Source organism: Streptomyces sp. MH60, assembly GCF_002939385.1.
In the GTDB taxonomy this organism is placed as follows: domain Bacteria; phylum Actinomycetota; class Actinomycetes; order Streptomycetales; family Streptomycetaceae; genus Streptomyces.
This window is the reverse complement of sequence record NZ_MULI01000020.1, coordinates 54,423-75,297: the sequence shown is the minus strand read 5'-3', so window position 1 is coordinate 75,297 and position 20,875 is coordinate 54,423. Positions and strand designations below refer to the sequence as shown.

Genomic DNA, 20,875 nt, shown 5'->3' with positions numbered 1-20,875 from the left:
GGCCCCGTGAAAGATGCACAAGACACCTTCCGGCCGAGTACGGGCCCGGCGCCGGGCGGCACGGGGTGACACCGGAGGCCATGGCCGCGGTGTTCACGGCGGGCGTCGGGGCCGGTGCCATCAACAGCGTCGTGGGCTCCGGCACGCTGATCACCTTTCCGGTGCTGCTGGCCACGGGCCTGCCGCCGGTCACCGCCACCGTCTCCAACGCGCTCGGCCTCATCCCCGGCTCCATCAGCGGGGCCATCGGCTACCGCGAGGAGCTGCGCGGGCAGGGTCGGCGCGTCCTGAAACTCGGGTCCGGGGCGCTGCTGGGCGGCCTCGCGGGCGCCACGCTCCTGCTGACCCTGCCCGCCGACGCCTTCGAGACGATCGTGCCGGTCCTGGTGGGCCTCGCCCTGCTGCTGGTGGCGTGCCAGCCGCAGATCGGCCGGCTGGTCCAGCGCCGCCGGGCCCGCAACGGCACCTCCCCCCGCCGCGACGGCGGCCCGCTGCTCTTCACCGGCCTGACGCTGGCCAGCGTCTACGGCGGCTACTTCACCGCCGCCCAGGGGATCATCTACCTGTCCCTGATGGGCATGCTCCTGGACGAACCCCTGCAGCGGCTCAACGCGACCAAGAACGTCCTCGCCGCCGTCGTCAACACCGTCGCGGCGCTCTTCTTCCTCTTCGCCGCGGACTTCGAGTGGACCGCCGTGGGGCTCCTCGCCGTCGGCTCGGGCCTCGGCGGCTACGTCGGCGCGAAGGTGGGCCGCCGCTTCAGTCCCGCGGTCCTGCGGGGCCTGGTCGTGACGGTCGGCACGGTCGCCCTGGTGCAACTGCTGCTCCGCTGAGACCTCGCCGACCGCTCCCCGCAACGCGGTGCGCCGCCCCGGCCCCGTCCCCCGGCATAACGCCGCGTTATGCGAAGCCGGGATTGTTCGGGCGGCGGCCGGGCCCGACATGCTGTGGGCGCCCCCCACACACCCGCACGCGCCCAGGCGCGTGTCGTCGGAATCGAGGAGCCTTGCGCACAACGAGACTCGTCCCCACCCTGCTGGCCGCGCTCGTGGCCGCGCTGCTGTCCGCCCTCACCCTCGCGCCGTCCGCCTCGGCGGCCGAGCCCCGGCCCGGAGACGGCGGCCCCCAGCCGATCATCGGCGGCGGCTACGCGCAGAACGCCCCCTGGGCGGCCAGGCTGTTCTCCAACGGCACCCAGACCTGCACCTCGACCATCATCTCCGCCACCTGGATCCTCACCGCCAAGCACTGCGTCAGCGGCGGCAACCTGTCCTTCCGCATCGGCAGCCTCGACCAGGGCTCCGGCGGCACGGTGGCGAACGGCGTCCAGACCGTCACCAGCCCCTCGGCGGACCTCGCGCTCGTCCGGCTCGACCGCTCCGTCTCCGCCTCCTACGCGCGGCTCGGGCAGCCGGGCACGGTGCGGGTCGGCCAGACCGTGCAGGTCTACGGCTGGGGAGCGACCTCCCGCTGCGGCTCGGAGATCAACTGCCAGTCCCAGTACCTCAAGGTCGCCAACGTGAGCGTCACCCAGGGCTGCTACGACGCCTACTACGGCCAGGCGATATGTGCCCGGCCCGTCGACGGCATCACCGCGGGCGGCGACTCCGGCGGTCCGATGACGGCCGGCGGCGTCCAGGTGGGCGTCGCCTCGACCAGCGACCGGCAGAGCACCACGGCGTACACCAACGTGACCGCCTACCGCTCCTGGATCCAGTCGGTGGCGGGCGTCTGATCCCTCCCGCCCCCGCGCCGGTCCCGCGCCCGCCCCGCCACCGCGGAGGCGGCCGCGGGACCCCCGCGTTCGCCCGCTCCCCGAGTGCCGCCGCGGACGCCCCCGATGCCGCCGCTCACCGTCCGGGGAACGGACGGCCCGGCAGGCGTGTGGCGAGTACATCTAGTGTTCTGGGTGAACGACCCAGGGGTGTACGCGCGCGAAGGAGTCACGGCATGACCGGCCAGACAGCCAGCTCCCGGACGGACGAGCACGAGGCGGCCGTGCTCCGGCTCCAGGACGTGAGCGTGCGCCGCTTCACGACCGACCAGCTGATCCTCGACGCCGTCGACTGGACGGTCCGGCCGGGCGAACACTGGGCGCTGCTGGGGGCCAACGGCGCCGGGAAGACCACCCTGCTGCGGCTGCTCGGCGCGCTCATGCACCCCACCACGGGCACGGTCGAGGTCCTCGGCAGCCGGCTCGGCCGGGTGGACGTCCGTGAGCTGCGGGCGCGCATCGGCCACGTCAACTCCGCCCAGCGGGTGCCGCAGGACCTCACCGCCCACGCGGTCGTGCTCACCGGCCACAGCGGCACCGTGCAGCCCCTGTGGCGCACATACGACGACGAGGTCCGCCTGCGCGCCCGCGACCTCCTGACCGAGCTGGGCGTCAAGGAGCTGACCGACCGGCCCTACGGCGTCTGCTCGGGCGGTCAGCGGGCGCGGGTCCTGATCGCCAGGGCGCTGATGGCCGATCCGGCCCTGCTGCTCCTGGACGAGCCGTTCAACGCTCTGGACCTGCCCTCCCGCGAGGACCTCGTCGAGGCGATGCACCAACTGGCCGAGGGGAGGCCGCAGCTGGCCACCGTGACGGTCACCCACCATCTGGAGGAGCTGTTCCCGGCCGTCAGCCACGCCCTGCTGCTGCGCGAGGGCCGGATCCTGTCCCGGGGTGCGGTGGACGAGGTCCTGACCGACTCCCTGCTGACCGCCTGCTTCGGCCGGGACATCACGGTGGCCCGGCGCGACGGCCGCTGGTCGGCGTACTCGGGCCGCCGCGTTTCCGGAACATGACACGCCCACGAAGGTGTCGTTGCACTACCGGTGGAGCCCTCCGGTAGCCCTTGACCGGGTTTCACCCCCTGGTTAGCGTCCACGGCATGCGGACATCCCGGCAGTTCACGAAGCGGCGCGCCATCGATCTGATGCGCGTCGCCACCGCGGTGTGTAGCTGAACCCCACCGCCCGACTGCCCCTTTCTCCCGTATCCCGTGAAGGCCGTCATGACCTCTCGCACACCCCTGTCCGGATTCCGGCGCCGTTCCGTCCTGGCCGCACTGGCCCTCCCGTTCGCCCTCGCCTCCTGCGTGGCCCGGGCCGGGTCCACGGCGGACGCCAGGGACGTCTCGAAAGAGCGGATCCCGGCCGCGGTCGCCCGCGACACCACGCTCACGGTCGGGGCGCCCGACCTCAAGGTCGCCCTCGAACTGTCGGGCCAGATCGACGAACTGCCCTTCAAGGTGAAGTGGGCCAACATCAGCGGCGGCCCCCAGTGCTCGGAGGCCTTCCGCGCCGACGCGCTCGACGTCTGCTCGGCCGCGGACATCCCGTCGATCAACGCGCACTGGACGGGCCTCGACACGAAGCTCGTGGCGGTGAGGTTCCGCACCGATCCGCTCAAGAACCCCATCTACGAACTGGGCACGGCCCCGGGCTCCGGCATCAGGACCCTCGCGGACCTGCGCGGGAAGAAGATCGCCTACAGCCCCGGGCAGGCCCAGGGCGCGCTGGTGCTGCGCATCCTCCAGAAGGCCGGGCTCACCCAGCAGGACGTCGAGCTGGTCGAACTCGCGAGCACCGGTGACGTCTATCCCACCGCGCTGGGCAACCGCCAGGTGGACGCCGCCCCCCTCGCGGACGTCAACATCAAGCGCTATCTGGCGAACTACGGGAAGGAGGGCGGTTCGACCATCAGGCACGGGCTCCGGGACGACCCGGCACACCTGTGGGCGCTGACCGACTCCGTCGCCGACGCACGCAAGTCGGCGGCCGTCCGTGAACTCGTGAAGTTCTGGGCGCGGGCCCAGATATGGATCGACCGGCACCCGAAGGAATGGGTCGCGGGCTATTACGTGAAGGACCAGGGTCTGGACCGCGAGGACGGCGAGTACCTCGTGCGGCGAGCCGGCCATCCGGACCTTCCCGCCGACTGGACCGAGGCCGTCCACCGGCAGCAGCGGACCATCGACCTGCTGGCCGAGGAGCAGGACCGCGAACCGTTCGACGCGGGCCTGCTCTTCGACCGCCGCTACGAGGCGGTGGCGGCGCGGGCCGTCGCCGGTGAGGGGACGCCGTCATGAGCGCCACGACCCTGGACGAGCAGGCACCGCCGGCGGCGCCGCCCGCACCGGCCGCGGTCCGCCCCCGTCACTCCCGCCGCGGGCGCCCGGGGCCCGGCAGGCCCGTCCCGTACGGCTGGGCGATCGGCCCGGTGCTGCTGCTCGTCCTCTGGGCGGCGGGCTCGGGACTCGGTCTCTTCGACGTCCGCAGCCTCCCGGCACCGTGGACCATCGCCACTACCGCCGGCGATCTCGTCGACAGCGGCAAGCTCCAGTCCCACCTCGGCACCTCCGCCCAACGCGCCCTTCTGGGCCTGCTGTTCGGGGTCGCGGCCGGGCTGGTGCTCGCACTCGTCTCCGGTCTCAGCCGCGTCGGCGAGGCGGTGATCGACGGCCCGGTGCAGATCAAGCGGTCCATTCCCTCGCTCGCCCTGATCCCGCTGCTGATCCTCTGGTTCGGCATCGGCGAGACGATGAAGGTCGTCACGATCGCCCTCGGTGTTCTCGTACCGGTCTACATCCACACGCACAACGGGCTGCGCACCATCGACAGCCGTTACGCGGAACTCGCCGAGACGGTACGCCTGGGCCGGTTCGCCTTCGTCCGGCACGTCGTCCTCCCCGGCGCCCTGCCCGGCTTCCTGCTCGGCATGCGGTTCGCGGTGACCTCGGCCTGGCTGGCCCTGGTGGTGGTGGAGCAGGTCAACGCCACCAGCGGCATCGGCTACATGATGGAGCTTGCGCGGACGTACGGGCAGACCGACGTCATCATCGTCGGCCTCGTCGTGTACGGCCTGCTCGGCCTGGCCTCCGACGCACTCGTACGGCTCGTGGAGAGGAGGGCCCTGTCATGGCGGCGCACGCTGGCGGGCTGAGGACGACCGGGGACCGCGCGGCGGTCCGCATCGAGAACCTGGTGCGGTCCTTCGGCGACCGCAGGGTGCTGGACGGGCTCGACCTGTCCATCGCGGCCGGTGAGTTCGTGGCGCTCCTCGGCCGCAGCGGCTCCGGCAAGAGCACGCTGCTGCGGGCCCTGGCCGGACTCGACCACGAGGTGGCGGGCAGCGGGGACCTCACCGCTCCCGAGCATGTGTCCGTCGTCTTCCAGGACGCACGGCTGCTGCCCTGGAAGCGGCTGCTCGACAACGTCGTGCTGGGCCTGTCCGGCCCGCTCGCCGGGGACCGGGGGCGCGAGGCGCTCGCCGAGGTCGGGCTCGCCGGGCGCGAACGGGCCTGGCCCGTGGAGCTCTCGGGCGGCGAACAGCAGCGTGTCTCGCTCGCCCGCTCCCTGGTGCGCGAGCCGCAACTGCTCCTCGCGGACGAGCCGTTCGGCGCGCTGGACGCGCTGACCCGCACGCGGATGCACACCCTGCTGCGGCGGCTGTGCGAGCGGCACCGGCCCGCCGTGCTGCTCGTCACCCACGACGTCGACGAGGCCATCGCGCTCGCCGACCGGGTCGTGGTGCTGGACCGGGGCCGGATCGCGGCCGACCTTCCCGTGGCGCTCCCGGCGCCGCGCGGCCCCGGCGGCACCGCGTACGCGGCCCTGCGCGGCCGGCTGCTCGCCCACCTGGGCGTGGACGTCACCGAGGACATCACCAACGCCGAGGAGGAGAGGGCGGCATGAGCCGGACACTGCGTCTGAACCTGTTCGTCTACCCGGGCGGACACCACGAGGCCGCCTGGCGGTACCACGGCACCGACCCGGAACGCCTCCTGGACATCGGCTTCTACCAGGACCTCGCCCGGCGGGCGGAAGCGGCCGCCTTCGACGCCGTGTTCTTCGCCGACGGGCCGTCCCTGGCGGACAACGTGCGCTACGCCAGCCGCTTCCGGCTCGAACCGTTCACCTGGCTGTCGGCCGTCGCCGCGGCCACCGAACGCATCGGCCTGATCGCCACCGCCTCGACCACGTACACGGAGCCGTACAACCTGGCCCGGCTCTTCTCCTCCCTCGACCACCTCAGCGGGGGCCGGGCCGGCTGGAACATCGTCACCACCGGCGCCCCGCAGGCCGCCGGGAACTTCGGCCTCGACGAGCACCCGGTGCACGCCGAACGGTACGAACGCGCCCGGGAGTTCGTGGAGGTGGTGACGAAGCTGTGGGACAGCTGGGAGGACGAGGCACTCGTCGCCGACCAGAAGTCCGGCCTGTTCGCCGACACCGACCGCATCCACGAGATCGACCACACGGGCCCCCGGCTGAAGGTGCGCGGGCCCCTGAACCTCCCCCGCTCCCCGCAGGGCCGCCCGGTGTACGTCCAGGCGGGATCGTCCGAGGACGGCCGCTCCTTCGCCGCCGCGTACGCCGAGGCCGTGTTCACGGCACACCAGACGCTCCGCGGCGGTCAAGAGTTCTACGCCGACCTCAAGGCGCGGGCCGGGGCGCTCGGCCGCGACCCGGACCGGCTGCTCGTACTGCCCGGCATCAGCCCCTTCATCGGTTCGACCGAGGCGGAGGCACGGGCGTTGCACCAGGAGTTCGACGACCTCACCCAGCCCGAGTACTCGCTCCAGCTGCTGCGGCGCCTGCTGGGCCTGGAGCTGAGCGCCGCCGAGCTGGACGGTCCCGTGCCCCGGCGGCTCATCGAGACCCGGGGCGAGCGCGGCAACGGCAGCCGCTTCCGGCTGGTCCTGGACATCATCGACCGTGAACAGCCCACGGTGCGCGAGTTGTTGCACCGTCTCGCGGGCGCCCGTGGCCACCGCGTGGTGACCGGGACACCCGAACAGGTCGCCGACCAGCTCCAGGAGTGGTTCGAGCACGGGGCGGCCGACGGTTTCAACGTCATGCCGCCCTGGCTGACCGGGGGCTTCGACCTCTTCGCCGACCAGGTGGTGCCCGTCCTGCGGGGACGGGGCCTGTTCCGCGCCGCGTACGAGGGGACCACGCTGCGCGAGCACTACGGCCTGCCGCGGCCCGCCGCCGAACCCGTCCGCTGAGGGTGGGCGAACGCGGCCCCGGGCACAGCGGCGCACGCGAGTCCGGGGCCGCCACGCGGCTCCCCTGTCAGGCGCAGCCCCAGGCGGACATCCCCTGCATACGGGCCAGGCGTTCCGCCACGGCGATCTGCTCGGCGCGGCTGGCGAGGTCCGCCCGCGGGGCGTACTTGAGGCCGCCGGCCGCGATCCAGCTGGACCGCGCGAACTGCAGCCCGCCGTAGTAGCCGTTGCCGGTGTTCGCCTGCCAGTTGCCGCTGGACTCGCACGCGGCGATGGCGTCCCAGTCGGTGCGCAGGGGCACCGACGGCGCGGCCACCGCTTCACCGGTCGCGCCGAGGGCGGTGGCGGCGACCAGGGTCACCGCGGCGGTGCGGATCCTGCGGCCACGCGAACCGCGCACGTCGCTCTGACGATCATTTCGTCTACAGATCATACGATGACTGTTACACCAGGTGACCGCCCGCCGCCGTACCGGCGGCCGCGTCTTGGGCCAGTCGGAGCACACCTCGTCCCCCGCCCGTCGCCCGTTTCACGGCGCCGACCGTACGCGCCCCGCGCCGTCCGGCACCGCCGCCTCGGCGGCGAGGTAGTCCGGGACCGCCTCCTTGTCGACGAGCCGGTTGAGGCGGCTCGGGACGTCGAAGCCGATCAGCACGATCACCACGAGGGTCAGCGAGAAGGTGAGCACGGCGAGCGACTGGCCCAGGGACATGGTCGAGGCGAGCTTGGCACCGAGCACCGGGGCGACGGCGCCGCCCAGCGCGCCGACGTTGTAGGTGAAGGCCAGGGAAGCGGCCCGGGACTCGGTCGGGAAGTGCCCGGCGACGAACTTGGGCAGCAGCCCGGAGATGCCCTGCATGCAGGCGAGCATCAGGAACAGCAGGATGCCCAGCTGGAGTTGGCTGTCCCGGATCGCGAAGACGGGGAAGACGAAGGCGATGCCCACCACCAGGGTGCAGGCGTACGCCCTGCGGGTGCCGAACCGGTCGCCGACGAAGCCGGTGACGACGCAGCCCGCCATCGTGCCGAACCCGGCGTAGTACAGCGCGTCGCTGACCTGTGCCGGGGTGAAGCCCAGCTCGGTCTTGAGGTAGGTGGGCAGCAGTGCCTGGACCGGCCAGCTGTAGAGGAAGGCGCAGAAGACGGTGACGCAGAGCGCGACGAACAGCACCCACCGCTTGCGGCCCCCCAGTTGCACCGCGAAGGCGACGAGACAGGCCGTCGCCAGGACGGACAGGACGGGCACGGCGCCCGCGCCGAGCGGGGTGAACACCGCGAAGAGCGAACCCGTGGCGACGACCGCGAGCACCGTGTTGACCGTCGCCCGGCGGCGGCCCGCGAACAGCGGCCGGAAGGGGTTGGGCCGTTCACCGGTGGCCCCCACCCGTGCCTCCCAGTCGTCGGCCTCGGGCAGCGCCCGGCGTACCCACAGGGCGACGACGACGGGGAACAGGCCGATGTAGAACAGCCAGCGCCAGCCGTGTCCGGGCACGACGTGTTCGTAGACCTCGGCCGCCAGGACGCCGCCCAGCGAGAAGCCGGAGATGAGGAAGCCGGAGGCGCGGTTGCGCAGCCGGGCGGGCCAGCTCTCCAGGACGTAGGTGGCGCTGGCGCTGTACTCGCCGGCCATGCCCATGCCGATCAGCAGGCGGGCCGTGAACAGGCTGGTGTAGTCCCAGGCGAAGCCGCAGGCGAAGGTGCCGACCGAGTAGAGCAGGATGCTGGCCACCATGGCGCTCTTGCGGCCGAACCGGTCGCCGAGCGCGCCGAGCACCGCGCCGCCCAGCCAGCGGGTGATGAAGGCTCCGGAGACGAGGCTGGCGGACTCGACGGTCGACAGTCCGAAGTCGTCGGCGATCTCGGTCAGTACGAGGGTGATGAGGACGAAGTCGAAGCCGTCGAGGAGGTAGCCGATCCAGGCGGCGAAGAAGGACTTCCACTTCTCCCGGGTGATCTCGCGGTACCAGGGCCGGGAGGTCGGGGTGGTGCGCGCAGATGACATGGCGATCCTAAGCGGGTGGGGAGACGCGCGTCGCGGACGGATGCGGGGGCGGGCGGGACCGGGGGGTCAGAGGAGTCCGGCCTCGGCGAGCCGGTCGCGGACCCGGGCCACGGCCGGCGCGTCGAGCGGTACCTGCGGTGCGGCGGTGGCCGGGCAGTCGATGAGGCCCAGCAGGTGGGCCGCGGCCTTGAAGGCGCCGAGCGCGCTGGAGCTGCCGCCCATCAGCGCGGGATCGCCCGCGTCGGTGAGGGCGAACAGGGCGGCGAGCCGGTCCTGTTCGGCCCTGGCGGCCGCCCAGTCCCCGGCCCGGGCGGCCGCGTAGAGGCGTACGTAGCCGTGGGCGTCGACGTTGCCGAGGCCGGGCACGACGCCGTCGGCGCCGGCGAGCAGCGCGCCGTCGACGGTGAGTTCGGAGCCGGTGAGCACGGTGAAACCGGGGGCGCGGCGGCGGAGTTCGACCAGCAGGCGGCGCAGGGAGCCCTCGTCGCCGCTGGAGTCCTTGAGCCCGGCGAGGGTGCCGTCCCCGGCCAGGCCGAGGACCAGGTCGCGGGGCAGCTTGGTGTGCAAGGCGACGGGGATGTCGTAGGCGAACAGCGGCAGGGCGGCTCCCTCGCGGACGCGCCGGAAGTGGTCGGCGATCTCCACGGGGTGGGTGCGGGTGTAGAAGGGCGCCGTGGCCACGAGGGCGTCGGCGCCCGCCCGGACCGCGTCGGCCGCGCGGTCGAGGACGCGGGCCGTGGTGGTGTCGATGATCCCGGCGAGGACGGGGACGCGGCCCGCCGCGGCGTCCACGGCGGCCTCCAGCGCGGTCAGCCGCTGGGCGTCGGTGAGGTAGGCGGCCTCGCCGCTGGATCCCAGCAGGAACAGTCCGTGCACCCCGGCCGTGATCAGGTGCTCGGTGAGCCGGCGCACGGAGGCGGTGTCCACCTCCCCCTGCGGGGTGAGGGGGGTGATGACCGGGGGGACGACGCCGCTCAGCGGCATGGGGACGGGCATGCGGTACTCCAGGTCGCGCTGTCCCCGTCCCGGGACCGCGGCGGGCAGCAGCACACCGAAGCCCCTGGTGACGGGGGACGTAGGATGTCCCACGTCCTGTTAGAGTGACACATGGCAGAGCAGGGGATGTCAAGGGTCGAGAGGGGACGTCACATGGGCTCGGTCGCCGCCGACGCCGAGGAGAAGATCAAGGAGCTGATCGTCGAACGGGGCCTGGGTCCCGGTGACCCGCTGCCCACCGAGACGGAGCTGATGGAGCGTTTCGGCGTCAGCCGCAACTCGCTGCGGGAGGCGCTCAAGTCCCTCCAGGCCATGCACATCGTCGAGATCCGCCGCGGCTTCGGGACCTATGTCGGGACCATGTCGCTGGAGCCGATGACCGAGGCCATGGCGTTCCGCACGGTGGTCGGGCACCGCCGGGGCCACGGCAGCCTGCTCGAACTGCTGCAACTGCGCGAGGCCCTGGAGGCGGGACTCATGCACCGGCTCGCCGGGCGGCTGCCCGAGGAGGATCTGGCCGAGCTGGACGCGCTGGTGGAGACGATGCACACGGAGGTGCGCGAGGGCGGCGAGATCGCGTCCCGCACCGACCGCGCCTTCCACCGGGTACTGCACCGCTCGCTCGACAACGACCTGCTCAGCGAGCTGCTCGACGCCTTCTGGAGCGCCTTCCACCGGGTGCGCGCGCAGGCGCGGGGGATCGGCGCGGCGGCCGACGGCGAGGAACTGGCCCGGATGCACGCCAGGATCGTCGAGGCCGTGCGCGCCGGTGACGCGGAGGCCGCGGAGACGGCCGTGCACCGGCATTTCGACGACATCCGCGGGCGGCTGTCCCAGCACTGACCGGGTCGGCGGACGCCCCTCGTTCGTGTGAAGAAGCGCGAGGGTGTCGCCCAGTCGGGTGACGGCCGGGCGGACGCGTCGCCGCGCGCGCTTACCGTTTCGCGGTGACCTCGATCTCCACTGACCCGCGCCCCCTGCGAACCGCCGACCTCGGCACGCTCGTCATCATGTGCTGGAGCCGTGCGACGCCCGACGGCGACGTCCCCTTCCTCCTCGCCTGCTCCCTCGGCGACGGGGAGGGCGGCCCGGAGGCGGCCCCGGCCGCCGTCGAGGGGCTGCTGAGCCGCGCCGGAATCGCGGTGGGTGGCGACACCGTCCTGGACGCCACCGTCCTGCCCGACCTGCCGATCGGCCTGCTCGTCGTGCCGGGCGCGGCGGCCCTCACCATGCCGGGGGTCAACGCCCAGTTCGTTCCCACCCCTCAGTGGCGGGCGGCGGTCGACCGGCAGGGATACGCCTGTCTCATCTTCGCCACGCGCCCGTGGTCCGGGGGCGAGCCGGGCGACGGTGCGGCGGTCGCCGCGTTCGCCAACCACGAGGACACGCTCTCCTCTGCGGCGCAGCTCGTCCTGCCCGTGCGCAGCCTGCGGAGCTGACACCCGGCGCGTGCCCCGCCCACGGCGCGGCGGCGAGGCGTCTCACGTCCACAACTCGCCGCTGTCGCACACCCGGGCGCCCATGTTCCGCTCCATCATGCGCAGCGCCGCGTCCGCCAGGTCGGCGTGGATGTGGGCTACCGCGTCACGCGGAACGATGACTTGCAGATGGCGGATGTGGGCGTCCAGCGCCGAGTAGAGCACGCACTGCTCGGTCACCTGCCCGCACAGCACGAGCCGGTCGATCCCCTGCTGGTGCAGCAGATAGGTCAGCGGGGTCTCGAAGAACACCGAATGGCGTGCCTTGACCACGAAGAGGGAGGACTCGTCCGGCTTCAGCGGCTCGACGAGCCGGGAGTGCGGCCCGGAGAGGGCCTTGTCGAGGATCTCGCCGTGGTGCGAGCGCCACTCCCCGAAGTTGTCGTTGACGTAGATCACGGGGACGCCCTGCCGCCTGGCCCGGTCCAGCAGGCCGGTCACGTTCGGCAGCACGGATTCCACGGCGGGGATCAGGAACTCGGCGTCCTGGTGGTCGTAGGTGTTGATCATGTCGATGACGATCAGTGCGGTCTTGCCCATGCCGCACAGGTTGCCACCGGACGGCGGTGAAACCCCTCTCCACCCGCCGATCGCGGGTCGGTGGGCCGCCCGTCTCACCACAAGGCCCGCCCGGACGGCTCCGTCCCGTTCCCCTCCGGTGGAAGCTGCTCCCAGGGCGCCGGTCCCCCGCCCTCGCACCAGTCGCGCAGCTGCTCCTCGTTCACGCAGACTATGCCGCACCACTCGGCGTAGTCGGCGGCCGGTGTGGTGAAGTCGCTGCTGGTGACGAGGACCGCCACGTCGGCCCCGTGCACGGTGTAGCAGGTGCCGCCGAAGCGCTGGAGGTCCTGGGAGCCGACTTTGTTGTCGTCGCCGTAGCGCTTGCACTGGATGACGACCCGCCGGCCGTCGGGAGCCACCGCCAGCACGTCGGCGCCGAGATCGCCCGCCCCGCCCACGACCTCGACCTCGGTGCAGCCGTCGCGCCTGCACAGGTCCGCTATCGCCTCCTCGAACTCGTCGGGGCTGAGCTCCTCGTGCTCGGCGCGGACCACCACGGTGGCCTCCTCGGCGCACGCGTGCTCCCTCCCTTCCGCCGCGCGCCCCTGCTCCAGTTCGTCGAGCGCCGTCGCCGTGGCCGCCGCCAAGGCGTCCGTGGTACGAAGGGCCGCCCGCGCGGCGGAGCCCCGTCTCCGCGCGCTCCGGCGCAGGAGGGCGGCCGTGACCACACCGAGCACCAGGACGAACACCCAGGCCGGCCGCCGCTGCGCCACGTCGAACGCCATGCGCACGACCCATCCCACCAGGACCAGGGCGACGGCGGCGAGGGCGAACGTCACGGTCGTCGCCCGGAGGTCGAAGCGACGCCTCACACGTCCGCCACGGACATGGCGTTCAGGCACGGTCACGTTGGTCGTTCCTTCCCGGGTGGCCGACATGAAGATCACGTACGCCTTGTGCCCAAGAACCACCCGTTCAGCGTTCGTTCATGACACGCCGTCGGATGGCTCATCCGAGCCGTCCGGGAATATTCCCGGCATATCTTTCGGAATATGAAGAAATGCCATGTCGTGTACCTGGTGTGCACCGCAGCCATGATCGGGACGGGGCTCGGCGCGGCCCCGGCGTCCTCCGTCCCCAGGACCCACCTGGTCCACCCCGGAGAATCGATCCAGAAGGCGGTGGACGCCGCCAAGGCTGGTGACACCGTTCTCGTCACCACCGGCACCTATCACGAGAGCGTGAAGGTCAGCACCCCCGGTCTCACCCTGCGGGGCATGGGCCGCTCCACGGTCATCAGGCCCAGCACCAAGAAGGCGGCCGCCAACACGTGCGCCGAGGGCGGCAACGGCATCTGCGTGATCGGCACGAAGGACGAGAACGTCAAGGGCATCACCGTCTCCGACCTGACGGTGACCGGCTTCACCCGTACCGGTGTGTTCTCGATGGCCACCGACGGGCTGACGGTCCGGAACGTGAACGCGGTGAAGAACGGCGTCTGGGGCATCGCCCAGGAGCGGTCGGTCCACGGCATCATCCGCGGCAACACCGCCCGCGACAACGGCGACGCGGGCGTCTTCCTCGCCAACACGGTCAAGACCGAGGAGGGCGCCGCCGACACCGAGGGCACCCTCGTCGCGCACAACCGGCTCGAGGGCAACCGGATCGGCGTCACCGTCCGGCGCCTGCGCAACCTCGCCGTCGCGGGCAACCACATCACCGGCAACTGCGCCGGTGTGTTCGTCGTCGGCGACGAGAACGCGCCCAAGGCCGGTGACCTGGTCGTGCGCGACAACCACATCGTGCGCAACAACAAGTCCTGCCCGAAGACCGACCGGCTGGAGGCGCTCCAGGGCTCCGGCATCGTGCTGACCGGCGTCGAGAAGGTGCTGGTCGCCGACAACACGGTCGAGGGCAACTCGGGCAAGTCATCGATGTCCGGCGGCATCGTCCTGGCCTCGAGCATGGTGGGCGCCGCCAACTCGAAGAACGAGGTCAACGGCAACCGGCTGAGCGCGAACTCCCCCGCCGACCTGGTCAACGCCGGGACCGGCGACACCGGCAAGAGCAACACCTTCAGCGGCAACACCTGCGGCGCCTCCAAGCCCGCGGGCCTGTGCTGAGCCGGCCGTAACCACCCGTGGACCGAAGAAGGCCCGTGGACCGAAGAAGGAAGGAAAGCGGCACATGACGACCGCACAGACTGCCCCACCCCCGCCCATGCGGCTGAGGGAGCTCGTGTTCGGGGCGGCATGTGCCGCCGCCCTCCGCGCGGCCGCACGGCTCGGCGTCGCCGACGCCCTCGGCGACACCCCCATGGCCGTGGAGGACCTCGCGGCCGCGGTGAAGACCGAGCCCAAGCCGCTGCGCCGACTGCTGCGCGCCCTGACCTGCTACGGCGTCTTCACCGAGCACCGGAACGGGACCTTCGCGCACACCGACATGTCCCGCCTGCTGCGCGAAGACGACCCGCACAGCCTGCGCAACATCACCCTGTGGTGCACCGAACCGTGGACCTGGGACGCCTGGCCCCTGCTCGACGAGGCGGTGCGCACCGGCTCCAACGTCGTCGAGGGCCTGTACGGCAAGGAGTTCTTCACCTACCTCAACGAGGACGCGCCCCAGTCGGCCGAGGTCTTCAACCGTGCCATGACGACGTCCAGCCGGCAGTCCGCCCAGGACGTCGCCGCCCTCCTCGACCTGTCGGCGAGCACCTCGGTCGCCGACATCGGCGGCGGCCAGGGACACGTGGTGGCGAGCCTGCTGGAGAAGTACCCGACCATGCAGGGCACCCTGCTCGACCTGCCGCGGGTGGTGGAGAACGCCGACCCCCGGCTGCGCGAGGGCGGCGCGCTCGCGGACCGCGTCCGCATCGTGCCGGGCGACTGCCGCGAGGCCATCCCCGTGCGGGCCGACGTGTACGTCATCAAGAACATCCTGGAGTGGGACGACGACAGCACCGCCCGCGCGCTGCGCAACGTCATGGCGGCGGGCGGCCCGGGGGCGCGGGTCGTCGTCATCGAGAACCTCGTCGACGACACACCGTCGATGCGTTTCAGCACCGCCATGGACCTGCTGCTGCTCCTCAACGTCGGCGGTGCCAAGCACACCACCGACAGCATGGTCGGCCGGCTGACCGAGGCGGGACTCGTCATCGACGACATCCGCCCGGTCAACCCGTACCTGCACGCCTTCGACTGCACCGTGCCTGAGTGAGCCGACCCCCGCACGCACACGCGTCGGCCGCCGGACCGCCCTTGGGCGGTGCGGCGGCCGACGCGTGGGTGCGGGCCGTTCAGGCGTCCGGCGCGCGCCGGTCGGTGACCAGCTCCATCCGGGCGCCCTCCAGCGCGCGGACGAGTCCGCCGCCCGTCGGGGAACCGGCGTCCGTGAAGCCGTCCAGCAGGGTCGTCAGCTCGGACACCCGGCCGGCGTCCGGCAGACCGAGGGTCACCGCGGGTTCGCCGTCGTGGAGGTCGCCGCGTACGTCGACCAGCCGCACCACGACGTCGTCGCGCTGGAAGATGGTGCTGCACAGGACGAGGCTGCGCGGATCCCTGGCCGCCGCCTCGTCGTGCTCGGCGAGCAGCTGGGCCAGCCGCATGCCGCAGCCCGGCCGGGCCGGGTACGACAGCGCGTGCCGCTGCGCCTCGCCCCGCTGCTCCCCCGCGGTGACGTGGTGGACGGCGGGCAGCGCCGCCCGCGTGTAGAACACCCGGGCGGACTCCGGGTCGCCGAGGTCCCGGTCCTGTTCCAGGTACGGGTTGATGGCCTCCTCGACGGCCCGCACCTCGGGCTGTTCGGCCACGTGCCGCAGCGCGGCGAGCAGGTCGCCCCGCACCTCGATCGCCCGCACCACCCGGTTGCCGTGCAGGAACAGGGACGTGCGGCACAGTCGCGTGGTGTCGTCGACCCGCGGCTCGGGCGAGGCGTAGTCGGCGAGGATCTTGCCGACCGCCTCCTCACCGCCCGGTTTCACCGTGAAGGTGAGCGCGTGCCGGATGATGCCGTCGCCGATGCGCGGCGCGGCCTGCAGTCCGCCCCGGGAGGGATCGGCACCCGCCGCCGGACGGCCGGTCTCGCGGACCACGTGGAAACGGAGCGACCGGGTGTCCCGCACACAGCTGTGCAGCGGCTTGACCATCCGCACGTGCTCTTCGCTGCTCACCCAGTTCAGAAACGGCGGCGCGCTCTCCCACTCGCTGGTGATGAGCCACTGGGAGGGGTTCTCGATGGACTGGCACAGCTGCTCGCCGATGTGCCCGGGGACGGACTCGACGTGGCTGCGCAGGTTCTCGTAGGTCTCGAGGAACTGCTGCTGGGCTCCGTCGTAGACCTCCACCAGCAGGACGACCCGCAGGCGGGAGCCGTCGAACACGGACTGGGAGACCTGGTGCGACAGCTGTCGCGTCAGCGGTTCGGAAGCAGGGGTGGACGTGGTGGTCATCCTGCGCACATCTCCTTCGCGGGGGCGGAACTGAACGTCGGCCGCGGTGATGCGACGCCGGCTTGCCTCGATCCTGTGCCCGGCTCCGACGGCGCGCGACCGGGATGCACTGCGCGGGTGACCGGCACCGCGGCCGGCCGGGGCGCGGCCTCAGCCGAGGTGCGCGAAGACGACCAGGTTGTCCGTGTAGTCCTTGGCCTTGTGGTCGTAGTCGCCGGCACAGGTGATGAGCCGTACCTCGGGCCGGTCGGTGTCGCCGTAGACGCGTTCACTGGGGAACTCGTCCTTGGCGAAGGTCTCCAGGTCGTCGACGACGAAGGTCGCCTCGCGCCCGTCCGCGCGCTCGACCCGGAACTTGTCGCCCTTGTCGAGCTGGTCGAGGCGGGCGAAGACGGCGGCCGACGTCTTCGTGTCCACGTGCCCGGCGATGATCGCGGTGCCTCTCTCGCCCGGGGAGGTGCCCTTGGCGTACCAGCCGACGAGGTTGGTGTCGCCGGCGGGCGGCGGCTGCAACTGCCCCTTGTCGCCGATGGCGAGGTCGGTGAAGGGCGCGTCGACCGAGATCTCGGGGATCCGCAGGCGCACCGGTTTCGACCGGGGCAGGGCGGAGTCCGCCGCGCCGGTCGCGGGCGGCGCGGACGAGGCGGTCGTGCCGGGGTGGGCGGGCAGCGGGGGGCGGGCGGAGTCGGCGGACGTGTCGTTGCCGCCGACCAGGCTCACCGCGAGGATCAGCAGGGCCACGGCGCACAGCACCATCAGGCCGGAGCGGGAACCCTGACCGGTCGTCGTCTCGTCGTCGGCCGGGGCGGGGGCGGAAGGGGGGACTGACATCGGGGACGACCTCACTGGAGCACGGCGGGGGCGGACACGATGGGCGGGAGGCGAGCCGGGCCGCCCCGTGGTTCCTGGGTGGCGGCCCGGCTGCTATCGCGCCCGGCACGGCTTAAGCCACTCCGTGAGCCGACTTCTTGCGTCGGGCGGCGTAGAGGCCGGTCGCGGCGACGGCCAGGACGGCCAGCCCGCCGGCGGTCGTGGTCGGCGTGGCCAGGCCGCCACCGCCGGTGTGCATGCCACCGCGCGGCTTCTCGTGCTCGCCGCCGCCCCGGGAGCTCTCGCCCTCGTCCTGCCGGTAGGTCTGCGAGCCGCCTTCCTTGGACTCGCGGCCGCCGCCGTCCCAGTCGCCCTCGTTCACCGCGGCCAGCGCACCGCCGCCGGTGTGCATGCCGCCGCGCGGCTCGTCGTGCTTGCTTCCGTCCTCGTGCTTGCCTCCGTTGTCGTGCTCCTTGCCGGAGGACGCGTCCTCGTGGTCCCAGTCGCCCTCGGTCACCGCGGCGAGCGCGCCACCGCCGGTGTGCATTCCGCCGCGCGGCTCGTCGTGCTTGCTTCCGTTGTCGTGCTCCTTGCTGTAGGAAGAGTCGTCGTGGTCCCAGTCGCCACCGGCCGCCGCGTAGGCACCGGGGGCGCCGAGGACGAAGACGGCCGAGGCCGCCGCCGTGGTCAGGAGCATGCGAGCAGAACGCATCTGAGGTTCCTTCCGTCACGACCGGGCAGCTGGTGCTTCGTCAGCTGAGGGGACCCGGCCCCGACGTGAATCACCGTCAGCCCACCGCCCGTCTCGCACCACTCAAGGCGCTCAGCCGGGTGAACACCCCGCCCGTTCGGGTGCCGGGAACGCTTCCCCGGGGCCTGTGAACTGGTCCCGGACGGCTGCGGAGTTGGGCCGGTCCGGACGGGGTGTCACCCCGGGGCGGCCTGCCACCCCCGCCCGCGGCCCCTGGTCCGCTACTCCTCCGGCTCCGTGTGGGTCGGGTCCCCCACCTCGGCCTCCTGGCGCCGCGAGCCGGGCGCGGCCCGGTCGGGGGCGGCCTCGCTCTGCCCGGACTGGGGCGGCGGAGGCGGCTCGGTGTCGCCGGGGGCGCCCATGCCGGCGGCGGGCACCCGCAGGGCGAGCAGGGCGACGTCGTCCCCGCGGGGCGCGATGCGCGCGAGCAGTTCGTCGCAGAAGTCGTCGACGTTCCACCTGTCCACCCGCCGGGCGAGTACGCCGGCGTGGTGGCGGAGCTGGTCCATGCCCACGTCGATGGGGAGGTCCCGGCTCTCCACCAGGCCGTCGGTGTAGAGCAGCAGGAGGCTCTCCGGCGGGAGGTCCTCACGCGTGTCGGGCCAGTTCAGGCCGAGGCGCAGGGTGGCGCTCATGCCGATGAGCGGGCCGTGGCCGCCCTCCAGGAAGCGCGTCTCGCCGTCCCGTGTGACCAGCAGGGGCGGTGGGTGGCCGGCGTTCACCCAGTGCAGCCGCCAGGGGCCGCCCTCGGCGCCTTCGACGCGGGCGAAGACGAGGGTGGCCATGGGCGCGTCGCTGGTGTTGGTCACGGCTTCGTCCAGGCGGCGCATGATCACGCTGGGCGGCTCCTGGTGGTCCCAGGCGAGGGCGCGCAGCATGTTGCGGACCTCGGCCATGTGGGCGGCGGCCTGCAGGTCGTGTCCGACCACGTCCCCGATGACCAGGGCCATCACGCCGTCGCCGAGGAGGAAGGCGTCGTACCAGTCGCCCCCGACCTCCATGGCGCTCTCGGCGGGCCAGTAGCGGGCGGCCATCCGGAGGTGGTCGACCTGCGGGAGCGGGGTCAGGAGCTGGCGCTGCATGGTCTCGGCGACGTTCTGCTGCTCGTGGTACAGCCGGGCGTTGTCCAGGACCATTCCGACGCGGCGGCCGATGTCGGCCAGCAGGGCGATCTCCGCCTCGGTGTGGGCGGGGCGCCCTCCGGCGCGGGCCACGGTCAGGATTCCGTAGGACCGCTGCCGGGTGCGGAGGGGGACGACGACGGCCGCGTGGCCGCCGAGCCGTTCGAACAGCACCCGGTGGGTGGCGGCGAGCGGGTGCTCCGGGTCGTGGAACAGCTGGTCGGCGCCGAGCGGGACGGGCCGGTCGCCCTTGAGGAGCAGGGTCAGCGCGGCGCGGGCCTGGTCCGGCAGCGAGGTCATGGGTCCGCGCAGTGCTCTGGCCCGGCCCGGCTGGTCGCTGCTGCGGACGGCCACCCGCTCCAGTACGTCCGACTGGCCCGAGAAGACCTCGACCGCCGCCCACTGGCCCAGTTCCGGCACCAGCAGCCGCACGAGGCGGCGCAGGGTGGTGGAGGTGCGCTCGGTGGGGACCAGCACGGTGGAGATCTCGGCGACCAGGTGCAACTGGGCGGTGAGGTTCTCCAGGGCGGTGGTCCGTGCCTGGGTCTCCTCGGCGGCGCTGCGGTGCAGGCTGAAGTCGTGGAAGACGAGCACCAGCCCTTCCTGCCGTCCCCCGCGGACCAAGGGGGTGGTGGCCCAGATGATGGGGACCGTGGTGCCGTCGGCCCGCTGGAAGTACTCGTCGCTCCCCTCCTCGGCGGGCACCCCGTGCAGGGGGCGGCGCAGTGCGCAGCGCTCGCGCGGCACGGGGCTGCCGTCGGCATGCCGGTGCAGGAGGTCGTGCGCGTCGTGCCCGAGCATCTCCTGCTCCGACCGTCCCAGCAGGTGCTCGGCCCAAGGGTTCACCGAGGTGATCCGGGCGGTGGGGCCGAGGGTGAGGACTCCGGCGCCCAGGGCGCGCAGGACGGCGCGGGCGAAGTCGGGCTCCGGCGCGCCGTCCGTCCCGTCCGACGTGTCGTGGCCCGGTTCCTCGCCGTCCCGGGGGCCGGCCCAGCGTGACGTCACGACCCTCACAGCCTTCCGATGCCGTCCTCCCGCCAGGTTCCCCCGGCGGGCGGGGACGAACCGCTCCGTGCGGCCGAAGGGGGGAGGCCCCGGACGCGTAATCCGGTCGCTCCGCCGGGCCGGACGCCGTACCTTCGCGTGATGCCCGAACTTCGAACCGATCGTCTCGTGCTCCGCGACTGGCGGACGTCCGACCTGGACCCGTGGGCGGCCATGAACGCCGATCCGGTGGTTCGCGCGTACTTCCCGCAGGTCCTGACCCGGGCGCAGAGCGAGGCGTCCGTGGCCCGCTTCCAGGCCGACCTCGACCGGCGGGGCTGGGGCTGGTGGGCGGTGGAGATCGCCGCCACCGGCGAGTTCATCGGCTTCGCCGGGCTCGATCCCGTGGAGGACGGCATGCCGTTCACCGGGGTGGAGGCGGGCTGGCGCCTGGCCCGCCCGGCCTGGGGCCACGGCTATGCCACCGAGGCCGCGCGGGCCGCGGTGACCCACGCCTTCGAGTGCCTCGCACTGCCGGAGGTGCTCGCGGTGACCACGGCCGGCAACCTGCGCTCGCGGGCGGTGATGGACCGGCTCGGCATGACCTACGACCCGGCCGACGACTTCGACGACCCGGAGATCCCCGAGGACAGCCCCCTGCGCCGCTGTGTCGTGTACCGACTCCGCGCCGGGGCCCCTCGGCCGGGCGACCGGTAGCCGGGGCCGCCGCGTACGACGGCCGAGGTGGCCGTGCTGCTCAGGCCGATGACATGCTGCCGCACAGGCC

Annotated in this window: 22 protein-coding genes; 13 read left to right on the top strand and 9 right to left on the bottom strand. The window is 72.7% G+C overall.

Annotated elements, in window-relative coordinates:
- Nucleotides 1-80: 80 nt before the first annotated feature.
- From BZZ08_RS15600 to BZZ08_RS15570, 8 genes are all read left to right on the top strand, one after another.
- The gene (locus BZZ08_RS15600) at nt 81-833 is read left to right on the top strand and encodes a sulfite exporter TauE/SafE family protein (RefSeq protein WP_198601492.1); all 753 of its coding nucleotides are present in this window, start codon (nt 81-83) and stop codon (nt 831-833) included.
- Between the two features lie 173 nt (nt 834-1,006).
- Nucleotides 1,007-1,735 (top strand): S1 family peptidase, encoded by a 729-nt coding sequence (locus BZZ08_RS15595; RefSeq protein ID WP_198601491.1) that lies wholly within the window; start codon nt 1,007-1,009, stop codon nt 1,733-1,735.
- A gap of 215 nt (nt 1,736-1,950) precedes the next feature.
- On the top strand, nt 1,951-2,790 hold the full coding sequence (locus tag BZZ08_RS15590; protein WP_104632815.1) for an ABC transporter ATP-binding protein: 840 nt from the start codon (nt 1,951-1,953) through the stop codon (nt 2,788-2,790).
- A gap of 86 nt (nt 2,791-2,876) precedes the next feature.
- On the top strand, nt 2,877-2,951 hold the full coding sequence (locus tag BZZ08_RS40100; protein WP_352146619.1) for a putative leader peptide: 75 nt from the start codon (nt 2,877-2,879) through the stop codon (nt 2,949-2,951).
- Between the two features lie 48 nt (nt 2,952-2,999).
- The gene (locus tag BZZ08_RS15585; RefSeq protein WP_104632814.1) at nt 3,000-4,076 is read left to right on the top strand and encodes an ABC transporter substrate-binding protein; all 1,077 of its coding nucleotides are present in this window, start codon (nt 3,000-3,002) and stop codon (nt 4,074-4,076) included.
- Entirely contained in the window at nt 4,073-4,930 is an 858-nt protein-coding gene (locus BZZ08_RS15580) for an ABC transporter permease (protein ID WP_104632813.1), read from the top strand. The genes BZZ08_RS15585 and BZZ08_RS15580 overlap by 4 nt, the downstream gene beginning before the upstream one ends.
- The gene (locus tag BZZ08_RS15575) at nt 4,906-5,682 is read left to right on the top strand and encodes an ABC transporter ATP-binding protein (RefSeq protein ID WP_104632812.1); all 777 of its coding nucleotides are present in this window, start codon (nt 4,906-4,908) and stop codon (nt 5,680-5,682) included. The genes BZZ08_RS15580 and BZZ08_RS15575 overlap by 25 nt, the downstream gene beginning before the upstream one ends.
- Entirely contained in the window at nt 5,679-6,998 is a 1,320-nt protein-coding gene (locus tag BZZ08_RS15570; protein ID WP_104632811.1) for an LLM class flavin-dependent oxidoreductase, read from the top strand. The genes BZZ08_RS15575 and BZZ08_RS15570 overlap by 4 nt, the downstream gene beginning before the upstream one ends.
- A 67-nt stretch (nt 6,999-7,065) precedes the next feature.
- On the opposite strand, the gene rpfE is transcribed toward BZZ08_RS15570, so the two are convergent.
- From rpfE to BZZ08_RS15555, 3 genes are all read right to left on the bottom strand, one after another.
- Nucleotides 7,066-7,431: a resuscitation-promoting factor protein RpfE gene (gene rpfE, locus BZZ08_RS15565; RefSeq protein ID WP_104632810.1), complete on the bottom strand. Its 366-nt coding sequence runs from the start codon at nt 7,429-7,431 to the stop codon at nt 7,066-7,068.
- A 96-nt stretch (nt 7,432-7,527) separates the two neighbouring features.
- The gene (locus tag BZZ08_RS15560) at nt 7,528-9,000 is read right to left on the bottom strand and encodes a sialate:H+ symport family MFS transporter (RefSeq protein WP_104632809.1); all 1,473 of its coding nucleotides are present in this window, start codon (nt 8,998-9,000) and stop codon (nt 7,528-7,530) included.
- 66 nt (nt 9,001-9,066) lie between these two features.
- Nucleotides 9,067-9,996, bottom strand: coding sequence for a dihydrodipicolinate synthase family protein (locus BZZ08_RS15555; RefSeq protein WP_104632849.1), 930 nt, complete (start codon nt 9,994-9,996; stop codon nt 9,067-9,069).
- 153 nt (nt 9,997-10,149) lie between these two features.
- On the opposite strand from BZZ08_RS15555, the gene BZZ08_RS15550 reads away from it, so the two are divergent.
- Both BZZ08_RS15550 and BZZ08_RS15545 read left to right on the top strand, forming a co-directional pair.
- Nucleotides 10,150-10,839, top strand: coding sequence for a FadR/GntR family transcriptional regulator (locus BZZ08_RS15550; RefSeq protein ID WP_241965484.1), 690 nt, complete (start codon nt 10,150-10,152; stop codon nt 10,837-10,839).
- 104 nt (nt 10,840-10,943) lie between these two features.
- The gene (locus BZZ08_RS15545) at nt 10,944-11,435 is read left to right on the top strand and encodes a DUF5949 family protein (RefSeq protein ID WP_104632807.1); all 492 of its coding nucleotides are present in this window, start codon (nt 10,944-10,946) and stop codon (nt 11,433-11,435) included.
- A gap of 42 nt (nt 11,436-11,477) precedes the next feature.
- Here BZZ08_RS15545 and BZZ08_RS15540 read toward each other — a convergent pair whose 3' ends face one another.
- Together BZZ08_RS15540 and BZZ08_RS15535 are read right to left on the bottom strand one after the other, a co-directional pair.
- Nucleotides 11,478-12,014: a cysteine hydrolase family protein gene (locus tag BZZ08_RS15540; RefSeq protein WP_052840335.1), complete on the bottom strand. Its 537-nt coding sequence runs from the start codon at nt 12,012-12,014 to the stop codon at nt 11,478-11,480.
- Nucleotides 12,015-12,088: 74 nt separating this feature from the next.
- Nucleotides 12,089-12,883, bottom strand: a complete 795-nt coding sequence (locus BZZ08_RS15535; protein WP_104632848.1) for a restriction endonuclease — start codon at nt 12,881-12,883, stop codon at nt 12,089-12,091.
- Between the two features lie 144 nt (nt 12,884-13,027).
- On the opposite strand from BZZ08_RS15535, the gene BZZ08_RS15530 reads away from it, so the two are divergent.
- Nucleotides 13,028-14,098 carry a right-handed parallel beta-helix repeat-containing protein gene (locus tag BZZ08_RS15530; RefSeq protein WP_104632806.1) on the top strand — a complete coding sequence of 357 codons (1,071 nt, stop codon included), beginning with the start codon at nt 13,028-13,030 and terminating at the stop codon, nt 14,096-14,098.
- Nucleotides 14,099-14,162: 64 nt separating this feature from the next.
- Nucleotides 14,163-15,191, top strand: coding sequence for a methyltransferase (locus tag BZZ08_RS15525; protein ID WP_104632805.1), 1,029 nt, complete (start codon nt 14,163-14,165; stop codon nt 15,189-15,191).
- Nucleotides 15,192-15,270: 79 nt separating this feature from the next.
- Here BZZ08_RS15525 and BZZ08_RS15520 read toward each other — a convergent pair whose 3' ends face one another.
- The 4 genes from BZZ08_RS15520 to BZZ08_RS15505 all read right to left on the bottom strand — a co-directional run bounded on the left by BZZ08_RS15520 (nt 15,271) and on the right by BZZ08_RS15505 (nt 20,109).
- Nucleotides 15,271-16,422, bottom strand: a complete 1,152-nt coding sequence (locus BZZ08_RS15520) for a SchA/CurD-like domain-containing protein (RefSeq protein ID WP_104632804.1) — start codon at nt 16,420-16,422, stop codon at nt 15,271-15,273.
- Nucleotides 16,423-16,572: 150 nt separating this feature from the next.
- Nucleotides 16,573-17,253 carry a class F sortase gene (locus BZZ08_RS15515; protein ID WP_198601490.1) on the bottom strand — a complete coding sequence of 227 codons (681 nt, stop codon included), beginning with the start codon at nt 17,251-17,253 and terminating at the stop codon, nt 16,573-16,575.
- 112 nt (nt 17,254-17,365) lie between these two features.
- The gene (locus BZZ08_RS15510) at nt 17,366-17,944 is read right to left on the bottom strand and encodes a hypothetical protein (protein WP_104632803.1); all 579 of its coding nucleotides are present in this window, start codon (nt 17,942-17,944) and stop codon (nt 17,366-17,368) included.
- 260 nt (nt 17,945-18,204) lie between these two features.
- Nucleotides 18,205-20,109, bottom strand: a complete 1,905-nt coding sequence (locus BZZ08_RS15505) for a SpoIIE family protein phosphatase (protein ID WP_198601489.1) — start codon at nt 20,107-20,109, stop codon at nt 18,205-18,207.
- 141 nt (nt 20,110-20,250) lie between these two features.
- Here BZZ08_RS15505 and BZZ08_RS15500 point away from each other — a divergent pair, with 141 nt between their 5' ends.
- The gene (locus tag BZZ08_RS15500) at nt 20,251-20,805 is read left to right on the top strand and encodes a GNAT family N-acetyltransferase (RefSeq protein ID WP_104632801.1); all 555 of its coding nucleotides are present in this window, start codon (nt 20,251-20,253) and stop codon (nt 20,803-20,805) included.
- Nucleotides 20,806-20,875: the final 70 nt, after the last annotated feature.

What these genes read in the sequence shown, in the direction of transcription:
- BZZ08_RS15600 (WP_198601492.1), top strand. Translation starts at nt 81, where the DNA reads ATGGCCGCGGTGTTCACGGCGGGCGTCGGGGCCGGTGCCATCAACAGC.
- BZZ08_RS15590 (WP_104632815.1), top strand. Translation starts at nt 1,951, where the DNA reads ATGACCGGCCAGACAGCCAGCTCCCGGACGGACGAGCACGAGGCGGCC.
- BZZ08_RS15585 (WP_104632814.1), top strand. Translation starts at nt 3,000, where the DNA reads ATGACCTCTCGCACACCCCTGTCCGGATTCCGGCGCCGTTCCGTCCTG.
- BZZ08_RS15580 (WP_104632813.1), top strand. Translation starts at nt 4,073, where the DNA reads ATGAGCGCCACGACCCTGGACGAGCAGGCACCGCCGGCGGCGCCGCCC.
- BZZ08_RS15575 (WP_104632812.1), top strand. Translation starts at nt 4,906, where the DNA reads ATGGCGGCGCACGCTGGCGGGCTGAGGACGACCGGGGACCGCGCGGCG.
- BZZ08_RS15570 (WP_104632811.1), top strand. Translation starts at nt 5,679, where the DNA reads ATGAGCCGGACACTGCGTCTGAACCTGTTCGTCTACCCGGGCGGACAC.
- rpfE (WP_104632810.1), bottom strand. Translation starts at nt 7,431, where the DNA reads ATGATCTGTAGACGAAATGATCGTCAGAGCGACGTGCGCGGTTCGCGT.
- BZZ08_RS15560 (WP_104632809.1), bottom strand. Translation starts at nt 9,000, where the DNA reads ATGTCATCTGCGCGCACCACCCCGACCTCCCGGCCCTGGTACCGCGAG.
- BZZ08_RS15555 (WP_104632849.1), bottom strand. Translation starts at nt 9,996, where the DNA reads ATGCCCGTCCCCATGCCGCTGAGCGGCGTCGTCCCCCCGGTCATCACC.
- BZZ08_RS15550 (WP_241965484.1), top strand. Translation starts at nt 10,150, where the DNA reads ATGGGCTCGGTCGCCGCCGACGCCGAGGAGAAGATCAAGGAGCTGATC.
- BZZ08_RS15540 (WP_052840335.1), bottom strand. Translation starts at nt 12,014, where the DNA reads ATGGGCAAGACCGCACTGATCGTCATCGACATGATCAACACCTACGAC.
- BZZ08_RS15530 (WP_104632806.1), top strand. Translation starts at nt 13,028, where the DNA reads ATGAAGAAATGCCATGTCGTGTACCTGGTGTGCACCGCAGCCATGATC.
- BZZ08_RS15525 (WP_104632805.1), top strand. Translation starts at nt 14,163, where the DNA reads ATGACGACCGCACAGACTGCCCCACCCCCGCCCATGCGGCTGAGGGAG.
- BZZ08_RS15520 (WP_104632804.1), bottom strand. Translation starts at nt 16,422, where the DNA reads ATGACCACCACGTCCACCCCTGCTTCCGAACCGCTGACGCGACAGCTG.
- BZZ08_RS15515 (WP_198601490.1), bottom strand. Translation starts at nt 17,253, where the DNA reads ATGTCAGTCCCCCCTTCCGCCCCCGCCCCGGCCGACGACGAGACGACG.
- BZZ08_RS15510 (WP_104632803.1), bottom strand. Translation starts at nt 17,944, where the DNA reads ATGCGTTCTGCTCGCATGCTCCTGACCACGGCGGCGGCCTCGGCCGTC.
- BZZ08_RS15500 (WP_104632801.1), top strand. Translation starts at nt 20,251, where the DNA reads ATGCCCGAACTTCGAACCGATCGTCTCGTGCTCCGCGACTGGCGGACG.